The following is a 15,848-nucleotide window of genomic DNA, read 5'->3' on the forward strand; positions in this document are numbered from 1 at the left end:
GATTCAAGCCGATGGGGTACGGCCTGCGCCAGCCGTACCCCATCGTTCATTCAAATGCCGATCACATGACAGGTGGCGGTCATCGTCTTGCTCGGGTCGCTCTCCGAGGTGGCGGTGAGCTTGACCCTGGCCAGCCGGTCGCCGCCGGCCGCGCGCACGGCGTTGACGCTCACGAGCGCCTGCCTGCCGGTCGCGACGGAGGCCAGGGCGTTCGGGAGCTGGGCGGTCCAGCCCCTGCCCTGCACCTCGGCCTTGAGGCGGTAGAGGTCGGAGTTCAGGTACGCGCTGACGTCCTCGGGGTGCTGCCCCTGCGCCGGGGCCGTCCTGCCGGTGTTGAACAGCGGGAACTTGCAGGTCGAGATGTTCTTGGCGGTGGGGATGCCGGCGGCGGGCAGCAGCTTGAGCCCCCGGCGCTGCGGGCCGGAGCCGTCGAGCGAGCGGATCGCGACGGTGTAGGAGAGCTCGCCGTCGCGGTTGCGGTGCACGTCGGTGATGTAGAAGTGCAGGCGGTTGGCCTCATCGACGTACTCGTACTCGCTGCCGGAGTCGGTGCCGGCGTGGAAGAGGGCGTCGGAGAGCTGCCGGTAGTCGCCGATCGTGATCGGCACCTGCGTCCCGTCGGGCAGCACGTAGTCGGTCATGCCGATGTCCTGCGGGTTGGCGTCGATCACCCACTCGAACGGGGCGTCGTCCTCGTTCTTGGTCTTGGCCAGCAGGACGCCGGAGTCGGGGGTGAAGGAGTCGGTGCCCATGCGGTCCACGACCTCGACGGTGTAGTTCTCGTACTCGCCGCGGTCGCACAGGGGGTCGGTCTCCGCGCAGGAGCTCTTGTCGCCGGTGTCGAAGGAGATGTTGACGCCCGACAGCTCCTTGTCGCCCGGCTGCACCACGCGGGCCAGCACCTTGGCGGTGACCAGGCCGGACTCGTCCAGCGCCTCCCGTGACAGGCGCAGCACGTTCCGCTCGTCCACCATCTCCAGCGCGATCTTGTTGCGCAGCATGTGCTGGGCGCCCATGGAGGCGCCGCCGGTGGGCGGGATGAGCCAGCGGGAGTGCGGCCCGCCCGGGCCGTTGAAGCTGCCGCGGCTGAGCATCTCCCAGATGCCGGTGTACGACCTGATCGGCGGCACGCCGTACGGGTTGTTGTAGTTGTCGGCGATGCCCATGATGTGGCTCAGCTCGTGGGCGTAGACGGCCATGCCCGAGCTCTCGGCCTGCACCGAGTCGATGCCGAAGCGGGCGTTGGGCCAGAAGTTGGAGCCGGCCTGCCAGGAGGTCCAGTCGACGTAGCGGGTCGCGACCCAGTTGGGCAGCGCGGGGTCGGGCGGGCCCCACTCGTCCGGCACGTCCTCCTTGAGCGGGAACTTCATCATTCCGAACTCCTGCCAGGTGGACGACTCGTCCTGGCCGGCGCTGAGGTAGAAGACGAAGTCGAACTGGGCGGCCACGTCCGGGCCGACGGCGGCGATCCAGGCCGCGTTGCCCTCCGTGCGCAGGTTCTTGTTGCACGAGTCGCCCGCGGGGCAGCCGGTGCCGCGCTGGAACTCCATGGCGTACTCGTGGTCCTTGCCGCTCAGGGTGTAGGGACCGAAACCGGTCAGGTCCACGCCGTACCGGCCGCCGGAGTCCTCCATCCAGTACTCGTGGATGGTGTGGCCCCTGTTGAGGTCGTTCGGGGTGTTGAGGAAGTCCTGGTAGAACTTGGCGACCTGGTCGCGCGGGACGTCGTGCGCCTCGGCGCTCGGGTTGGCGTAGATCGTCGAGCCCTTGGGCTGGGTCGCCACGAACGGCTGGTTGGGGTAGTCGAGTAAGACGAGCGCGCCCTTGAAGGTGCGTTGTGACCCCTTGACCGCGGGGTCGTTCCACTTGGTGCCGGGCGGCTTCTTGTAGTCCGCCCACGTCATGTGGTCGGGATTCTCCCAGTTCTGCGGGTCGATGGGCTTGATGCCGCCGGGTGGGCGGGTGCGCAGGGCCTGACCGTCGAGGGGTGCGTCACGCTGCCAGGGCTGCGTCTGCGGCCAGTGGTCCTGCCGCCACGGATGCTCAGGATCTTCGGGGGGTGCTGCGGAAGCGGGGGTTGCCAGCAGGCTCACCGGGATCAGCACGATGGCCGCCAGCAAACCCTTCAGCAGCTTCTTCGGGGCATTCACGAATCGACGGTATAGACGTTATTGACGGAGATCACCCGGCAGTTGTAGGGAAGACCTGTATCTGAAATTCCGTCGTTTGACGAAATATCCAGGTAAGAGGGTGCCCGTGGCGGATCTCCAGCGCACCGTTGACGAGCTCGCCGCCCGGCTCGACCGTCCCGTGCTGCTGGAGGATCGCGTGCAGCGCGTCGTGGCGTACAGCGAGCAGAGCGGCGCCATGGACGACGTCCGCCGTGACTCCATCCTGCGCCGGCGCACCGTGCCCGAGGTGCGGCAGTGGTTACGCGCGGCCGGCGTCCACGAGGCGACGCGGCCGCTGCGCACGCCCGGGGCGCCGGCCCTGGGGCTGCTGCCGCGCGTCTGCGTCCCGGTACGGCACGCCGACAACCTGCTCGGCTTCCTGTGGTTCATCGACGCCGCGCCGCCCATGACGGACCCGCAGGTCGCCGAGGCCGCGGCGGCGGTCCCCGGCCTGGCCCTGGCGTTGTTCCACGAGAGCCTGGCCAGCGGCCTGGCCTCGCACCGGGAGCTGGAGGCGGTCAACGGGCTGCTGCTCGGCGAGCGGGAGGCCGCCAGGCAGCTCATCGAGGCGGGCGCGTTCCCGCAGGCCCAGCCGGTGACCGTGCAGGTGGCAAGGCCGCGGGCGGCCGAGCCTGACGACGCGCTGCGGCTGGCGCTGGAGCAGGGGCTGCTGGCGTTGCGGCGGCGGCTGAGCGGGCACCATCCGCTGCATCTGGTGCGTTACGACCACGCGGCGCTGCTCACCGCCGGGCCGCCGGTCTCGGCCGACGAACTGCACGCGGCCATGCCGGTGCCGGTGGTGGTCGGGATCGGGCGGTCGCGGCCGGCGCTGGCGGAGGCGGCGGCGTCGTACCGGGAGGCCAGGCACGCGGCCGAGGTGACCGCGCGGGTGCCGGGGCTGGGGCGGACGGCGGAGTGGGCGCGGCTGGGGGTGTACCGGATGATCACCCAGTCGCCGGACCAGGAGCTGCATCCGGGGCTCGAAGGGCTGCTCGCGGATGCCCAGTATCTGCCGCTGCTGGAGACGCTGGAGACCTACCTGGACCTGGCGGGCAGCGCGGTGGCCACCTCGCGGGCGCTGCGGCTGCACCGTACGTCGCTGTACTACCGGTTGCAGCGGGTAGAGGAACTGGCACGTACGGATCTGAAGGACGGGGGTGAGCGGCTCGCCTTGCATCTCAGCCTCAAGCTCGCGCGGCTTTCAGGACGTTACCTGCCCAGGAGCCGCCCTGATTGCAGTGATGTGCCGGATTCACGTTTAATGCCCTGAGGGCCTGATCCGACGGGAGTATGGATGCCGTCTGCGAAGCGTGCCGGACCATTGACGGGCAAGCGCGCGCCCGCGCCGGTCGTGATCCACTCCGCGTCGCTCGTCCTGCCCGTGTCCGCCGATCCCCTGCGTGACGGGGCGGTGGCGACCAGAGGCGAGCGCGTGCTCGCCGTGGGCCCGAGGACGAAACTGCGGACGTCCCACCCCGCCGCCGAGGAGGTGCGGTGGCCGGGCATGATCGTCGCCGGCATGGTGGACGCCTGCTGCGCCCCGCCCTCCGCTCCCGGGGTGACCGCGTGGGCGCGCGTGGTATCCGATCTGGCCGAACCTGCGGGGTCTGCCGGGATCTCCTACATGGCGGTGACCAGCGAGAGCGAGCAGGAGTGGGAGGAGAGCGGGCGCGACGCGATCATCACGGCCATCCGCGAGGTCGATCGGCCCTGCGCGGTCGGCATCGCCCTGCGCACCCGCGACCCGCTGGTGGTCGAGGACGTCGCCGTGCTGGCCAGGACGTTCGGGCTGCGGCTGCTGGTCGATCTGGAGCACCACTCCCTCGCCGCGCTGGACGAGGCGGGGGTGCTGGGGCCGCTGTGCCACGTCGTGTGCGCCAGGCCGCTCGATCCGGGCGAGCGCAAGCTGCTGCGGCTGCGCAAGACCGTGGTGGCCCTCTGCCCGACCGCCGTCGAGCCGGCCGGGGACGTGCTGACCCTGCTGGAGGAGGGCAACACCGTCGCCTTCTACACCCGCGGCACCTACTCGGAGGGGCCGCTGGGGCTGGCCTCGGCCATCCGGCGGCACGTGCGCGAGCGCGGGCTGCGGCCCCGTGGGCTGGACCGCAGGCTGGTGGAGGCCGCGACGCTGGGCGGGGCCAGGGCGCTGGGCATGGATCGGGGCAAGGGGCGCATCGGGTCGCTGGCCTCCGGCGGGCGGGCCGACTTCGCCGTGTACGACGCCCGCGGGCGTTATCCGTACTCCGCCCTGCTGGCCCAGCCACCCTGCCTGGGCACGGTCGTCGGCGGCACGGTCACCTGAACTGACCGTCCACCAGGCCCAGCAGCTCGCCGAGTTGCTCGCGCTGGTCCCCCGACAACACCGCGAACAGTTCCTCCCCCGCCTGCCTGCGCGCGTCGCGGGCCCGTTCCGACATGGCGCGCCCCTCGGGCGTGATCACGACCAGCGTGGAGCGGCGGTTGGCCGGATCGACCTGCCTGAGCGCGAGCCCTGACTGCTCCAGCGCGTCCATGACCGGCGTGAGCGAGCGCGGCACGATCCGCAGCTCGTCGGCCAGCCGCACCATGCGCATCGGCCGGTCGGCGTCGGCCAGCGCCCGCAGCGCCCGTGCCTGGCCGGGGTTGAGCCCGAGCGGCACCAGCCGCGCGACGTAGCCGTGCCGCAACCGTTTGGAGACAAGGAACAAGAGCTCGGCGAGCTCCTTTTCTGCCATGAAGGTAAGTTTAGCCGGAAGAAATATGAGTTAACCTCTGTTTGAGTGGACATCTGAGAGGAGATCCTTTTTGACGGAGGAACCTCGCGCGCCCCTCCGGCGCATCGTGAAACTGTTCGCCGCCTATCGCGGCCGCCTGAGCGTGGTGGCCTCGCTCATCCTGCTGTCGTCGCTGGTGTCGCTGGCCTCCCCCTTCCTGCTGCGCGAAGTGCTGGACGTGGCCATCCCGGCCAGGGACGCCGGGCTGCTCACGCTGCTGGCGCTGGGCATGATCCTCGTGGCGGTCACGACCAGCGTGTTCGACGTGCTGCAGACGCTCGTCTCCACCACCGTGGGCCAGCGGGTGATGCACGACCTGCGCATCGCCGTCTACGGCCACCTGCAGCGCATGTCGCTGGCCTTCTTCACCAGGACCAGGACCGGCGAGGTGCAGTCGCGCATCGCCAACGACATCGGCGGCATGCAGGCGGTCGTCACCTCCACCGCCGCCTCCCTCGTCTCCAACCTCACCACCGTGATCGCCACGATCGTGGCCATGCTCGCGCTCGAATGGCGGCTGACCGCGATCTCCCTCGCGCTGCTGCCGGTGTTCGTGTGGATCAGCCGCAAGGTGGGCGAGGAACGCAAGCGCATCACCGCCGAGCGGCAGCACAAGCTCGCGAACATCGCCTCCATGGTGCAGGAGTCCCTGTCGATCAGCGGCATCCTGCTCGGCCGCACGATGGGCCGCTCCACCGAGCTGACCGAGCGCTTCGGCAGGTCCTCCCACGAACTGGCCGAGCTCGGCGTGCGCACCAGCATGGCCGGGCGCTGGCGGCAGGCGTCCATCCAGCTCGTCATGGCCGCGATGCCCGCGATGATCTACTGGGCCGTCGGCCACACCGGGGCGATCTCCGTGGGCACCCTGGTGGCCTTCACCACGCTGCAGACCGGCCTGTTCCGCCCGGCGGTGTCGCTGCTGCGGCTCGGGGTCGAGGTGCAGACCTCGCTGGCGCTGTTCGGGCGCATCTTCGAGTACCTGGACCTGCCCGTGGACATCCTGCCCGGCAGGCGCGAGCTGGACGGCGTACGCGGCGAGGTGCGCTTCGAGAACGTCGACTTCTCCTACGGCGAGGCCCCCACCCTGACCGGCGTGGACATCACCGTGCCGGCCGGCACCGGCCTGGCCGTCGTGGGCGAGACGGGCTCGGGCAAGACCACGCTGAGCTACCTGCTGCCCAGGCTCTACGACGTGACCGGCGGGCGGGTCACGATCGACGGGAACGACGTGCGGGAGCTGACCTTCGAGACGCTGAGCCGGGTCGTGGGCGTGGTGTCGCAGGAGACGTACCTGTTCCACGCCTCGATCGCGGAGAACCTGCGCTTCGCCCGGCCCTCGGCCACCGACGAGGAGTTGCGGGCGGCGGCGCGGGCCGCGCGCATCCACGACCACATCGCCTCGTTGCCCGAGGGCTACGACACGGTGGTGGGCGAGCGCGGCTACCGCTTCTCCGGCGGGGAGAAGCAGCGCCTGGCCATCGCGCGTACGCTGCTGCGCGACCCGCCGGTGCTGATCCTCGACGAGGCCACCAGCGCCCTGGACACGCAGACCGAGAAGGCCGTGCAGGACGCGCTCGACGGCCTGGCCAGGGGCCGTACGACGATCACGATCGCGCACCGCCTGTCCACCGTCCGCGACGCGGACCAGATCGTCGTGCTCGACCGCGGGCGCGTCGTGGAACGCGGCACCCACGACAAGCTGATGGCCCGCGCCGGGCACTACGCGGCGCTGGTGAGCCGCGACCAAGTCCCCGTTTAAACGTGTCTTGCCTCACATTCCGGTCAGACCGGAATCCGGTCGCCTGAGCAGCGTGTTTGTTCCCGCGGTGCATCTTCAAGGCAAGGACCCGTTTTGTCCCCCAACTCCTCCACGTTCAGAGCCCTGCGTCATCACAACTACCGGCTCTGGGCGGGAGCTGACCTCGTCTCCGTCACCGGCACCTGGATGCAGGTGCTGGGCGTCAACTGGCTCATCCTCACCCTGACCGGCTCGGCCACCAGCGTCGGCCTGAGCCTGGTCATGCAGGCGCTCCCGACGCTGGTGCTCGGCATGTGGGGCGGGGCGCTGGCCGACCGGCTGCCCAGCCGACCTGTCGTGATCGCCGCGCAACTCGCGCAGGCCGCCCTCGCCGCGGCGCTGGCGGTGATCGCGCTGACGGACGTGCGTTCCGTGCTGCCCATCTACGCCGTGGCACTGGCCGGAGGCGTGGTCACCGCGCTGGGCGGGCCCGCGCTCGGCCGGTTCGGCGCCGAGGTGGTGCCGCCCGCCGACCTGCCGAACGCGATGGCGCTCGGCTCGATACTCAACTCCGCCGGCCGCATCCTCGGCATGAGCGTGGCGGGCGCCCTGCTCCCGATCACCGGCAACGGCGGGCTGTTCGTGATCAACGCGGCCAGCTTCTTCGCGGTGATCGTGGCCGTGGCGGCCATGCGGCGCGCGGAGTTCCACGAACTGGCCGCCTCCGAGAGCCGGCCGGGAGCCGTGCTCGACGGGTACGTGTTGCGCACCCCCTGGCTGCTCGTCGTCCTGGCGCTCTGGTTCGTCGCGGGCAGCCTGGGGCGCAACTACCAGGTCACCATGGCCGCCATGAGCGCCGGCCCCCTGGAGGCGGGCGGTGGCGGCTACGGCCTGCTGTCCACGGTCTTCGCCGTCGGCACGGTGCTGGGCGGCTTCCTGGCCGCCTCCCGGCCGAACCTGACGATCAGGCTGCTGCTGGTCATGGTGTTCGCAACCGGCGTGGTGCAGGCGCTGAGCGGGCTGATGCCGTCGTTGTGGACGTTCGCGGCGGCGATGTTGCCGATCGCCGCAGGCGCGGTGGCCCTCGACACCACCGTTTCGGCCAGGGCGCAACTCGACAGCCCCGAGTCGATGCGCGGCCGGATCATCGCGGCCCTGTCCATCGTCAGCGCGGGCGCGGGCGCGGTGGGCGGGCCGCTGCTCGGCTGGCTCAGCGACACGTTCGGGCCGCGGGCCGCGCTGGAGATCGGCGGCGTGGTGTGCGTGGCCGCGGCGCTGGTCGCGGCGGTGGCGCTGGCCAGGTTGTCCGGCCAGACGGTCAGGCAGGCCATCAAGGTACGGCCCGGCCTAGAGAACGCCTGAGCGCGACCGAAGGCAGGCGCCGAACGCGTACTCTCGTGACGTGCACAACACCAGATATGCGCCCTCCGGAATGGTGTGCAGCGTCGACCACCTGGCCTCGGCGGCCGGGCTGGCGATGCTGGAGCGCGGCGGATCGGCCGCGGACGCGGCCATCGCCGCGAACGCCGTGCTCGCCGTCGTCGCCCCGCACATGTGCGGTCTGGGCGGCGACCTGTTCGCGCTGGTCCACGACGGCGGGGTGAGCGCGCTCAACGCCTCGGGACGGGCGGGATCCGGCGCGGACGCCGACCGCCTGCGCGCCGAAGGCCACACGCGCATGCCGCACCTGCACGACGTCAGGTCCGTGCCGGTGCCCGGCTGCGTGGACGGCTGGGCGGCGCTGCACACCAGGCACGGCCGCCTGCCCCTGGCCGACCTGCTCGCGCCGGCGATCCGGCTGGCGGGCGCCGGCTTCCCCGCCTCGCCGCTGATGGTGGCGGGCGCGGCGAACGCGGCCAGGCGTCCCGGCGGCGCCGACTTCGCCTCCGTACGGGCCGCGGGCGACCGCGTGACCAGGCCCGGCGTGGCCCGCGCGCTGCAGGCCGTGGCCGAGCACGGCAGAGACGGCTTCTACCTGGGCGAGTTCGGGCAGGGCCTGATCGCGCTGGGCGCCGGCGAGTACACCGAGGCCGACCTGGCCGCGCCGGGCGCCGACTGGGTGGAACCGCTCAGGACGCGGGCGTTCGGCCACGACGTCTGGTCGATGCCGCCCAACTCCCAGGGCTACCTGCTGCTGCGTTCCCTGGCCATCGCCGAGGGGCTGGACCTGCCGCGCTCGCCGAAGCACGCCGCCTGGGCGCACCTGCTGGCCGAGGCCGCCAGGGTGGCCGGGCACGACCGGCTCGACGTGCTGCACCAGGACGCCAAGGACCTGCTCGACCCGGCCGAGATCACCAGGCGGCGGGCGATGATCGACCCCCGCTCGCGGCTGCGGCTGCGCGCGCCGGCCGAGGCGGGCGACACGACGTACCTGTGCGCGGTGGACGCCGACGGCATGGGCGTGTCGCTGATCCAGTCGAACGCGGCCGGGTTCGGGAGCATGGTGTTCGAGCCGCGTACCGGCATCAATCTCCACAACCGGGGCATCGGCTTCTCGCTCAAGCCCGGCCATCCCGCCGAGTACGGTCCCGGCAGGCGCCCCCCGCACACCCTCACCCCCGCGCTGATCACCCGCCGCGACGGCACGCTCAGGTCCGTGGCGGGCACGATGGGCGGCGACGCGCAGCCGCAGCTCATGCTCCAGGTCATCACCCGGCTGCTGCTGCACGGCGAGGAGCCGGGACGGGCGATCTCCGCGCCGCGCTGGCGGCTGGGCACCGGCGGCACCGGGTTCGACACCTGGGACGCGCCCGACGACGCCGTCCTCGACCTGGAGGAGGGCGCGAGCTGGGCCGACGGGCTGGCGGCGCTCGGGCACCGGGTGGCGGCGCTGCCGTACGGGAGCTCGTTCGGGCACGCCCACCTCATCGACGTACGCGAGGACGGGATGCTGGCCGGGGCCGCCGACCCGCGCTCGCTCGTCGGATCGGCGATTGGGCGCTGACCGTCCGGGTAGCGAGCCCCACGTCGAGGAGGAGGAGACCAAGCTGCTCCCCTCGCTCAGGAAGTCGGCCGACACGAAGGAGCTGGAGCGGCTCGGCAGGGCCTTCCAGCAGCGCCGCGCCGAAGAGCTGACCGCGCTCGGCTCCCCCACCGAGCCCACCAGGGCCGAGCTGTACGAGCAGGCGCGGCGGACCGAGGTCCCCGGACGTTCCCAGATGGGCAAGGAAGAGTTGGCGCAGGCTCTGCAGGAAGGCAAGTCGTAGGATTCCGGCCCGCTGTCTGGGTAGGGGGCGCGTATGACCGAAACACCTCCGAACCGGCACGGCATGAGCGACGAGCAGGAGATCGAGGTCGCCGAGTGGACCGACGACCTGGGCTTTCGCCACGAGATCGTCGAGGACGACCCGCAACACCGGGACTCGCTCGACGAACGCCTGCGGCGGGAGGCTCCTGAGCGGCTGCACGAGCCCCGTCCCAAACACCGGCTGACGCAGCCGGACGAGGGCCTCGAACCGGACAGGGACGCCGAGGAGATCGGCGAGGACTACGACGACGACACCGACGACCTGTCGGCCGAGGAGCGGGCGGTCCGCATCGATCCCGAGGACAACCTCACGTGAACCGGCCGCGGGCGATCCGCATCGGCTCCCGTGGGAACCTCACGTGAGCCGCTCCAGGACAGGAGAACCTCAGGTGGGCCGCTCCAGGACAGGAGACCTCACGTGAGCCGCTCCAGGGCGGGCAGCAGGGCGTGCAGGTCGTCGACGATCACGTCGGCGGCCGCCGCCTGCGGCCGTTCGGCGTGCAGGTAGCCCCACGGGCCACGGCGCAGCAGCGCGGTACGCATGCCCGCCGCGGCGGCCGGCAACACGTCGTTGTCGAGCCGGTCCCCCACGTACAGGATCTCGGCCGGCTCCCGCCCCGCGACCGCGGCGACCTTGGCGAAGAAGGCCGGCTCCGGCTTGGAGACGCCCCACCCGTCCGAGGTGTGCACGGAGTCGGCGGGCAGGTCCATGGCGACCAGCGCGTCGTAGGCCCGCACCGGCTGGTTGCCGGCGATGATCACCTGGTATCCCGCCGCCCGGACGGCGGCCAGGGCCTCGCGCACGTCGGCGTAGAGGTCGTCGGCGTCGAAGTGGTTGCGCAGGCCGTCGGGGTCGTCCCGCTCCCAGGCGGCGTCCTCGGCCGCGAGGTCGAAATCGGGGCGTACGAGCCGGAAGGCGTCGCCGTGCGGCCGGTCCAGCGCGGCCATGCCGCCGAGCGCGCCCAGCAGCACGAAGGGGCTGACGCCCAGCCTGCCCGCCCAGCGCGTCCAGATGCGCGTCTCGTCGATCAGCGTCTCACCGACGTCGAACACCACTGCCTGAATCATCGATCCCCCTGCTCGAACCGCTCTGTCTCGCCTCATCCACCCGGGCATCGGGAGACATCGGACTACCTGCAAGGGGATTTTTTCATGCGGCCCAGGCACGATGCGAAGGGCCACCGGCCCGATGCGCACCTCGACCGGCCTGACAGCCTGCGAGCGGAGCTCGTCCAGCCGTACCGGCCTGACGCTCCCCTGCGGCGGGTATGTCCGCGCTCGCCCGCTTAATCCCTGGTCAGCCGCTTCCGCTCTGGGCAGAGGCAGCCGATTCTGGTCGCGCGGGGCGATGCTGAAGTGGAATACTTAGCGTGCCTGTTCGAACACGAAGGGATGGTCTCATGGTGGCCATGGCGATCGAACCTCCGGCGACCCAACCCGACAAGCCCGACCAGCACACGCCACAAACCGCAAGAGAGCTGTTCGATGCCCTCCCCCCCCTCCCCGGCTTCCGGGTCGAGGTCATCGATGGGAAGCTGATCGTGAGCCCTGCCGGCAGCCCCGAGCACACGTGGCAGGCCCTGGACCTGCACAATGCACTTCTTCCGTTGAGCCTCGACCGAGGGTGGCGCAGCACCCCGGGCAGCCTGAGCCTCTGCATCGAAGGTCCCCGAGATTCGGTGATCCCCGATTACTCCCTGATACCTCCCGACTGCCCGCGCTGGGGTAACGAGTTTCTGTCGTCCTGGGTGATCATGGCCGCCGAGGTCATCTCCCCCAGCAGCATTCGCACTGACCGTGAGGACAAGCTACGCCTCTATGCGCTGGGAAAGGTGCCGATCTACCTGCTCATCGATACGATCACCAGCTCCCCCGGCGCGACCGTCCACAGCGACCTCGACGAGGGCAGATACCGCGCGACCACCACCGTTCCCCTCGGGAAGCCGCTCCATCTGCCCTCCCCCATCGACTTCGACCTCGACACCTCGATCTTCATGGCGTGAGTTTCTCCAGCGCCTTCGTGATCCGCTTCTCCGATACCGGGGTCGGGGTGCCGAGGGTCTGGGCGAAGAAGCTCACCCGCAGTTCCTCGATCATCCACTTGATCTCCAGCACCTCAGGGTCCCCCCGCCGCGCGGGATGCAGCCGGTCCAGCACGTCGTGATAGTCATCCTCGATCTTGTGCACCCGGTCCATCCACTCCTGATCCCGCCAGGGCTCTTCGGGCAGCTTGGTGAGGCGGCGGTCGATGGCCCGGATGTAGCGCAGGATGTCCGACAACCGCCGGTTGCCGGTGGCCGTCACGAAGCCCTTGTAGATGAGTTTGCCGAGCTGGTCCCGTACGTCGTCGGTGGCGGCGCTCGGTCGTAGCGCGTCCAGGCGGACGTTCGACTCGTGCCAGACGCTCAGGATCTGCTCCACCTTGGACAACACGTCCGTCGCCGTGTCGTACAGGTGGGCGCGCACGTGCTGATAGAGGCGGTCGAAGCCGGCCGGGTCCCAGGCCGGGCCTCCGAGGTCGAGCATCAGCTTGTCCACGGAGGCGTTGACCACGTCATCGAACAGGGCGATTGCCCCGCCGTGCGGGCTGCGGGACAGGGCGAGTTTGGCCTGGTTGGACAGGCCGCCGAGGAGGGATTTGGCGGGGTTGGTGACGTTCAGCAGGAGCAGGCGGCGCACGCCGGGCCAGTGGGAGCGGCGCTGCTCGGCCTGCGTCTCGAAGATCTTGATGGAGACCGAGTCGCCGGCGTCCACCAGGGCCGGGTAACCCTTCATGCGGCCCTGCTCGAAGACCTTGGGCAGGGTGCCGAAGCTCCAGGTGTGCAGGCCGGTCTGCTCCAGGTCGTCGCCCGCCTGGGAGAGCGTCTGGCGCAGTCGGGGGGCCAGGCGGCGCTTGAGCGCGTCGAGGTCCTTGTCCTCGGCCACCGTGCGCCTGCGCTCGTCGATCACCCGGTAGGTGATCCGGAGGTGGTCGGGCACCTGGTCGAGTTGCCAGGCGTCGCGGGGCACGCGGACGCCGCTCAGCCGCAGCAGTTCGCGCTCCACGGCCTCCAGCAGCGGCTCGCCGCCCTGCTTGACGCCGGCCAGCACCTGCTTGGCGTAGTTGGGGGCGGGCACGAAGTTGCGGCGGATGTGCTTGGGCAGTGACCGGATCAGCGCGGTGATCAGCTCCTCGCGCAGGCCGGGGATCTGCCAGTCGAAGCCGTCGGAGTTGACCTGGTTGAGCACCTGGAGCGGCACGTGGACGGTGACGCCGTCGGCGTTGGCGCCCGGCTCGAACTGGTAGGTCAGCTTCATGCGCTGGCCGAGCTGTTTCCAGGTGTCCGGGTAGTCGCGGGCGCTGACGTCGGCGTTCTCGTTGACCAGCATCTCCGGCGAGAACGTGAGCAGCTCGGGCCGCTCCTGCCTGGCCTGCTTCCACCAGGAGTCGAAGTGCCTGGCCGAGACCACTTCGGCGGGCACGCGCTGGTCGTAGAAGTCGTAGAGGGCCTCGTCGTCCACCATGATGTCGCGGCGGCGGGCCCGGTTCTCCAGCTCTTCGACCTCTTCGAGCAGCCGGCGGTTCTCCTTGAGGAACTTGTGGTGGGTCTCCCAGTCGCCCTCGACCAGCGCGTGCCTGATGAACAACTCGCGCGACAGGTCGGGGTCGATGCGGCCGTAGTTGACCTTGCGGCCGACCACCAGCGGCACCCCGTACAGGGTGACCTTCTCCAGGGCGATCACCGCGCCCTGGTTCTTCTCCCAGTGCGGCTCGGAGTAGGTGCGTTTGACCAGGTGCTGGGCGAGCGGCTCGACCCAGTCGGGCTCGATCTTGGCGTTGACGCGGGCCCACAGGCGCGAGGTCTCGACCAGTTCGGCCGACATGACCCACTGCGGCTGCTTCTTGGCCAGCGTGGAGCCGGGGAAGATGGCGAAGCGGGCGTTGCGCGCGCCGATGTACTCCTGGATCGGCCGGCGCCCGTCCGCGCCGCGCTTCTCCATGACGTCCTTGACGCCGATGTGCGACAGCAGGCCGACGAGCAGGGACGTGTGCACGTGGTGCGGGTCGGCGGTCCCGCTGTTGAGCTCGGCGCCGAGGGTCTGGCGGAGCTGGCTGTAGATGTCCTGCCACTCGCGTACGCGCAGGTAGTTGAGGAACTCGGCCTTGCACAACCGCCTGAACGCGCTGGAGGACAGCTCCTTCTGCTTCTCGCGCAGGTAGTTCCACAGGTTGAGGTAGGCCATGAAGTCCGACTCGGGGTCGGCGAAGCGGCGGTGCTTCTCGTCGGCCTGCTGCTGCTTTTCCGAGGGGCGTTCGCGCGGGTCCTGGATGGACAGGGCGGCGGCGATGACCATGACCTCGCGCAGGCAGCCGTTCTTCTCGGCTTCGAGGACCATGCGGCCCAGGCGCGGGTCCACCGGCAGGCCCGCCAGCTTGCGTCCGACGCCGGTGAGCTTGCTCTGGGCGTCGAACGCGCCCAGCTCGTGCAGCAGGTTGACGCCGTCCTTGACCTGGCGGCGGTCCGGCGGCTCGACGAACGGGAACGCCTCGATGTCGCCGAGCCCGATCGAGGTCATCTGGAGGATGACGGAGGCCAGGTTGGTACGCAGGATCTCGGGGTCGGTGAACTCCGGCCGGTTGAGGAAGTCCTCCTCCTCGTAGAGGCGGATGCAGATGCCGTCGGAGGTACGCCCGGAGCGGCCCTTGCGCTGGTTGGCGCTGGCCTGCGAGATGGCCTCGATGGGCAGGCGCTGCACCTTGGTGCGGTGGCTGTAGCGGGAGATGCGGGCGAAGCCCGGGTCCACGACGTACTTGATGCCGGGCACGGTGAGCGAGGTCTCGGCCACGTTGGTGGCCAGCACGACGCGGCGGCCCGTGTGGCGCTGGAAGACGCGGTGCTGCTCGGCGGCGCTGAGGCGGGCGTACAGCGGCAGGATCTCCGTGTTGCGGAACTCGGCCTTGGCCAGCGCGTCGGCGGCGTCACGGATCTCCCGCTCACCCGACAGGAACACCAGGATGTCGCCGGGACCCTCGCCGATCAGCTCCCTGCACGCGTCCACGATGCCCTGCGTCTGGTCGTCGTCCTCGTCGAGCGGCCGGTAGCGCACCTCGACCGGATAGGTACGGCCGGACACCTCGACGATCGGCGCGTCGTCGAAGTGGCGCGAGAAGCGCTCCGGGTCGATCGTGGCGCTGGTGATGATCACCTTGAGGTCGGGGCGCCTGGGCAGCAGCTGTTTCAGGTAGCCGAGGATGAAGTCGATGTTGAGGCTGCGCTCGTGGGCCTCGTCGATGATCAGCGTGTCGTACTGGTCGAGCATGCGGTCGTTCTGCAGCTCGGCCAGCAGGATGCCGTCGGTCATGAGCTTGACCAGGGTGCGGTCGCTCGCCTGGTCGGTGAAGCGGACCTTGTAGCCGACCACCTCGCCGAGGCCGGTGCCGATCTCCTCGGCGATGCGCTCGGCGACGGTACGGGCGGCGATGCGGCGGGGCTGGGTGTGACCGATCAGGCCGCGCACGCCACGGCCCAGCTCCAGGCAGATCTTGGGGATCTGGGTGGTCTTGCCGGAGCCCGTCTCGCCCGCGATGATCACGACCTGGTGGTCGCGGATGGCCGCCAGGATGTCGTCTTTACGCTGGGATACGGGCAGATTTTCCGGATATTTCACCTGCGGTACGGCCTCGCGGCGCCGTACCAGCCGCTGCTCGGCCCGTTCCACGTCGGCGAGGATCTCGGCGGCGATCTTGTCGCGGGTGTCGCGCGAGCGCACCCGGCGCATGCCGTCGAGCCTGCGCCGCAAGCGCCGCTGGTCGCGCGGCATGAGATCGGGCAGGCGGGACTGAAGCTCGGCGAGTGAGGAGGACAACGAAGGCGTTCCCATACTGCTTTCAGGATATTTGAGCCCGGCATCCCCGGAGCCAACCGCCCATGGTGCCCGACGGGACCCGCCTCGCGCAC

At 70.4% G+C, this 15,848-nt stretch carries 12 protein-coding genes; 8 read left to right on the forward strand and 4 right to left on the reverse strand.

What is annotated here, in order from left to right; translation table 11 throughout:
• Positions 1–50: 50 nt before the first annotated feature.
• Positions 51–2,150 (reverse strand): M6 family metalloprotease domain-containing protein, encoded by a 2,100-nt coding sequence (locus AB0I81_RS46030; protein ID WP_360671830.1) that lies wholly within the window; start codon positions 2,148–2,150, stop codon positions 51–53.
• A gap of 106 nt (positions 2,151–2,256) precedes the next feature.
• Here AB0I81_RS46030 and AB0I81_RS46035 point away from each other — a divergent pair, with 106 nt between their 5' ends.
• Positions 2,257–3,441 (forward strand): helix-turn-helix domain-containing protein, encoded by a 1,185-nt coding sequence (locus tag AB0I81_RS46035; protein ID WP_360671833.1) that lies wholly within the window; start codon positions 2,257–2,259, stop codon positions 3,439–3,441.
• A gap of 24 nt (positions 3,442–3,465) precedes the next feature.
• Positions 3,466–4,473 carry a hypothetical protein gene (locus tag AB0I81_RS46040; RefSeq protein WP_360671836.1) on the forward strand — a complete coding sequence of 336 codons (1,008 nt, stop codon included), beginning with the start codon at positions 3,466–3,468 and terminating at the stop codon, positions 4,471–4,473.
• Here AB0I81_RS46040 and AB0I81_RS46045 read toward each other — a convergent pair.
• Positions 4,466–4,885, reverse strand: coding sequence for a MarR family transcriptional regulator (locus AB0I81_RS46045; protein WP_360671839.1), 420 nt, complete (start codon positions 4,883–4,885; stop codon positions 4,466–4,468). The two genes, AB0I81_RS46040 and AB0I81_RS46045, sit on opposite strands and share 8 nt — an antisense overlap.
• Positions 4,886–4,955: 70 nt before the next feature.
• Between AB0I81_RS46045 and AB0I81_RS46050 the strand changes: the two genes are divergently transcribed.
• The 5 genes from AB0I81_RS46050 (at position 4,956) to AB0I81_RS46070 (ending at position 10,225) form a co-directional block, all read left to right on the forward strand.
• Positions 4,956–6,683: an ABC transporter ATP-binding protein gene (locus AB0I81_RS46050; RefSeq protein ID WP_360671842.1), complete on the forward strand. Its 1,728-nt coding sequence runs from the start codon at positions 4,956–4,958 to the stop codon at positions 6,681–6,683.
• A 93-nt stretch (positions 6,684–6,776) separates the two neighbouring features.
• Positions 6,777–8,024 (forward strand): MFS transporter, encoded by a 1,248-nt coding sequence (locus AB0I81_RS46055; protein WP_360671845.1) that lies wholly within the window; start codon positions 6,777–6,779, stop codon positions 8,022–8,024.
• A 40-nt stretch (positions 8,025–8,064) separates the two neighbouring features.
• Positions 8,065–9,606 carry a gamma-glutamyltransferase gene (locus AB0I81_RS46060; protein ID WP_360671848.1) on the forward strand — a complete coding sequence of 514 codons (1,542 nt, stop codon included), beginning with the start codon at positions 8,065–8,067 and terminating at the stop codon, positions 9,604–9,606.
• Entirely contained in the window at positions 9,596–9,868 is a 273-nt protein-coding gene (locus tag AB0I81_RS46065) for a hypothetical protein (protein ID WP_360671851.1), read from the forward strand. Before AB0I81_RS46060 ends, AB0I81_RS46065 begins: the two co-directional genes overlap by 11 nt.
• A gap of 33 nt (positions 9,869–9,901) precedes the next feature.
• Positions 9,902–10,225: a DUF5709 domain-containing protein gene (locus AB0I81_RS46070; protein WP_360671854.1), complete on the forward strand. Its 324-nt coding sequence runs from the start codon at positions 9,902–9,904 to the stop codon at positions 10,223–10,225.
• Between the two features lie 98 nt (positions 10,226–10,323).
• Here AB0I81_RS46070 and AB0I81_RS46075 read toward each other — a convergent pair whose 3' ends face one another.
• Positions 10,324–10,977 carry an HAD-IA family hydrolase gene (locus AB0I81_RS46075; RefSeq protein ID WP_360671856.1) on the reverse strand — a complete coding sequence of 218 codons (654 nt, stop codon included), beginning with the start codon at positions 10,975–10,977 and terminating at the stop codon, positions 10,324–10,326.
• Between the two features lie 332 nt (positions 10,978–11,309).
• Here AB0I81_RS46075 and AB0I81_RS46080 point away from each other — a divergent pair, with 332 nt between their 5' ends.
• Positions 11,310–11,912, forward strand: coding sequence for a Uma2 family endonuclease (locus AB0I81_RS46080; RefSeq protein WP_360671859.1), 603 nt, complete (start codon positions 11,310–11,312; stop codon positions 11,910–11,912).
• Here AB0I81_RS46080 and hrpA read toward each other — a convergent pair.
• On the reverse strand, positions 11,902–15,771 hold the full coding sequence (gene hrpA / locus AB0I81_RS46085) for an ATP-dependent RNA helicase HrpA (protein WP_360671862.1): 3,870 nt from the start codon (positions 15,769–15,771) through the stop codon (positions 11,902–11,904). The two genes, AB0I81_RS46080 and hrpA, sit on opposite strands and share 11 nt — an antisense overlap.
• Positions 15,772–15,848 lie beyond the last annotated feature (77 nt).

The sequence above is a fragment of the Nonomuraea sp. NPDC050404 genome (assembly GCF_040655495.1).
In the GTDB taxonomy this organism is placed as follows: Bacteria; Actinomycetota; Actinomycetes; order Streptosporangiales; family Streptosporangiaceae; genus Nonomuraea.